Consider the following 2,938-nt stretch of genomic DNA (forward strand, 5'->3'; position numbering starts at 1 on the left):
TCCGCTTCGACGCGGGCCGGCGGCGCGTCACCCGGGCCGCCCTGGGCATCCCGGAGGACGCCTTCGTGGTGGGCGGGGTGGGACGGCTCGTCCCCGGCAAGAACGTCGACGCGTTGATCCGTGCCGTGGCGGCGCTCCCGGGCGCCCACCTCCTCCTGGCGGGGGACGGGCCCGAAGCGGTCCCGCTCCGGGCGCTCGCCGTCCGGCTGGGCGCCGCGGAGCGGATCCGGTTCCTCGGGGAGTGCGGCACCGGGGACGGCCCGCTCGGTGTCCCGGGACTGCTCGGAGCGATGGACGTGTTCGTCTCCGCGTCCCGCGAGGAGTCCTTCGGGCTGGCCGTCGTCGAGGCGCTGGCCGCCGGGCTGCCCGTCGTGCACGGCCCCTGCCCCGCCGTGGACGACCTGCCGGCCGGGTGCTCGCCGGGTGCGGTGCGCGTCAAGGGCCCCGGGTCCGCGGCCGGCCTCACCCGCGAGCTGGGCGACGCGCTGCACCACCTCCGGGTGGGCGGCACGCGCAGGTTCCCACCGCCCCGGGCCGTCGCCCACTACGACATCACCCGCACCAGCCGTCGCCTCATGGACGTCTACGCACACGCCCTCGACTCCGCCCCCTCGACCGGGAGAACACACCCATGACCGAGTCGCCCCAACAGCCCACGTCCCGCACCGGACGGCTGCGCAGGCTCCGTCCCGCACTCGCTCCGACCGGCCGGTGGCCCCTGCCGGCCTGCGTCCTGCTCGGAGCGGCGTGCGGACTGGGCTACGGACTGGCCGCCGAACCCGAGTACGCGTCCACCGGCTACGCCGTCGTCACCGCGGCCAAGGGCACCGACCCGGCGGCCGCGCTCGGGTACGCGCAGTCGTACGGCCGGCTGGCCACCAGTGACGCGACACTCTCCTACGCCCGGGGCGCGGCCGGGATGCCGGTGGGCGAACTGCGGAGCCACGTACGGTCCGAGACGTCCCCGGACTCCCCCATGATCGCGGTCACCGGCACCTCGTCCGATCCGCGCCGGGCGGCGGACATCGCCAACGCGGTCACCGAGGCCGTGGTGGTGGGCAGCGGGCACGTCGCCAAGGACACCGGCGTGAGACTGATCGAGTTCTCGCACGCCGTGCCGCCGGCCGAGCCGGTCTCCCCGTCCCCCGCCCTCGGCACGGCCGTCGGCGCGAGCGCGGGCGGGCTGGTCGGCGGCCTCGTCCTCCTCGTACGGCCCCGGCCGGGACGCCGCGGCGTCACCGCGCCTGTCCCGGGCCCCGCCCAGGCCGCCCTGCCGGTCCGTGCCGAGGAACGGGAGCCCGTCCGATGACCTGTGCCCGTCCCGCCCGGCTCACCGTCACCCTCTGCCGGGACGAGGGGGAGTTCGCCGGGCTCGCCGGGGAATGGGACGCCCTCCACCGCCGGTGCCCGGCCTCGACCCCCTTCCAGAGCCATGCCTGGCTGTGCTCGTGGTGGCAGTCCTACGGCATCCCGGGCCGGCTCCGGATCGTGCTGGCACGCCGTGGTGAGCGGCTGATCGGCGCGGCCGCCCTGATGCTCGTACACCGTCCGATGCCGCTCCTGGTACCCCTGGGCGGGGCGATCTCCGACTTCTTCGACGTCCTCGTGGACGGGGACGACGCGCGGGACGCCGTCACGGCCCTGGAGCGGGGGCTGTTCCGGGCCGCCACGCACACGGTCATCGACCTGCGTGAGGTGCGTCCCGACGCCTGTGCCCAGCGGCTGTTCGACGTCTGGTCCGGCGCGCGGAGCAGGCTCACCGACTCGACGTGCATGGAACTGCCCGCCGAACCGATCGGCAGCCTCATCGGGCGGATGCCCGGCTCGCGGGCGCAGCGGGCCAGGTCCAGGCTCCGCAAGATCGACGCCCTGGGGATCGAGTGCCGTACGGCACCCGACCACCGTGTGCCGGACGCCATCGGCACGCTGTTGCGGCTCCACGAACTCCAGTGGCGCGGGCGGGGCGTCAACGCCGAGCACCTGCGGCCCCGCTTCGCCGCGCACCTGACGCGCGCGGCCCGCCGTATGGTGCGCGACGGGCAGGCCTCCGTCCGGGAGTTCCTGCTGGACGGGGAGGTGGTGGCCGCCGATCTGGCCCTGACGTCGGCGGGGCTGACCGGGTGCTATCTCTACGGAGCCGACCCGGCGCTGAGGGAGAGGAAGGTGGAGGTCTCCTCGATGCTGCTGCGCGAGGTGGCACGGCAGGCGGCCGGTACCGGCCCCGGGGGCGTGCTGAGTCTGCTGCGGGGGTCCGAGCAGTACAAGAACCACTGGGCACCCGTCCCGGTGGTGAACGGACGGCTCCTGCTGGCCCGCCCCGGCCTGGAGCCGCTCCTGCGGCTGCGGGAGTCCCAGGTGGCGGTGCGGGACCGGGCGGCGGAGAGCGTCAAGGCGCGCTTCCCCGCGGCGCGGGACTGGCGCGGCCGGCTGGGCGCTCTCCCGGCGGCCGTGCTCCCGGCCCTCGGCGGTCGGTGACGGCCTCTCGGAGAGCCGGCGGGGAATGGCCCGGAAGATCTGGGATCACGACTTTTGCTTTGCTCTGATCCGTTACCGTCTGTCGATTTCCGCGTTGTCAAGGCATACCGGCCGCGACGTTCCGCAGCCGGTTTCGACCCTCACAAGGAGAACTGCATGTCGCGCATCACGAAGGTGGCCGCTGTCATGGCGGGCACCGGTGCCCTGCTCGCCGGCGGTGCCGGTCTGGCCACCGCCGACGCCGGCGCCGAGGCCGTAGCCGCCCACTCCCCCGGCGTCCTGTCGGGCAACGTCATCCAGGTGCCGGTGCACATCCCGGTCAACGTCTGCGGCAACACCGTGAACGTGATCGCCCTGCTCAACCCGGCGTTCGGGAACACCTGCGCCAACGTGTCGGACAGCCACGAGGACGAGCACGAGGGTGCCTACGGCCACTGACGGCCGCACGGATCCTCACCGGGCC

At 74.6% G+C, this 2,938-nt stretch carries 4 protein-coding genes; all 4 read left to right on the plus strand.

The window, feature by feature from the left end:
• Positions 1-635, plus strand: a 635-nt coding sequence (locus ABZ371_RS31095; RefSeq protein ID WP_358685962.1) for a glycosyltransferase, incomplete at its 5' end; no start/stop codon positions are given.
• On the plus strand, positions 632-1,309 hold the full coding sequence (locus ABZ371_RS31100) for a lipopolysaccharide biosynthesis protein (protein ID WP_358685965.1): 678 nt from the start codon (positions 632-634) through the stop codon (positions 1,307-1,309). The genes ABZ371_RS31095 and ABZ371_RS31100, both read left to right, overlap by 4 nt.
• Positions 1,306-2,475 carry a GNAT family N-acetyltransferase gene (locus tag ABZ371_RS31105; RefSeq protein ID WP_358685967.1) on the plus strand — a complete coding sequence of 390 codons (1,170 nt, stop codon included), beginning with the start codon at positions 1,306-1,308 and terminating at the stop codon, positions 2,473-2,475. Before ABZ371_RS31100 ends, ABZ371_RS31105 begins: the two co-directional genes overlap by 4 nt.
• 156 nt (positions 2,476-2,631) lie before the next feature.
• On the plus strand, positions 2,632-2,913 hold the full coding sequence (locus tag ABZ371_RS31110; protein WP_358685968.1) for a chaplin: 282 nt from the start codon (positions 2,632-2,634) through the stop codon (positions 2,911-2,913).
• The last annotated feature ends 25 nt before the right edge of the window (positions 2,914-2,938 follow it).

Origin of the sequence: Streptomyces sp. NPDC005899, assembly GCF_040629645.1 — a bacterium.
GTDB lineage: Bacteria > Actinomycetota > Actinomycetes > Streptomycetales > Streptomycetaceae > Streptomyces.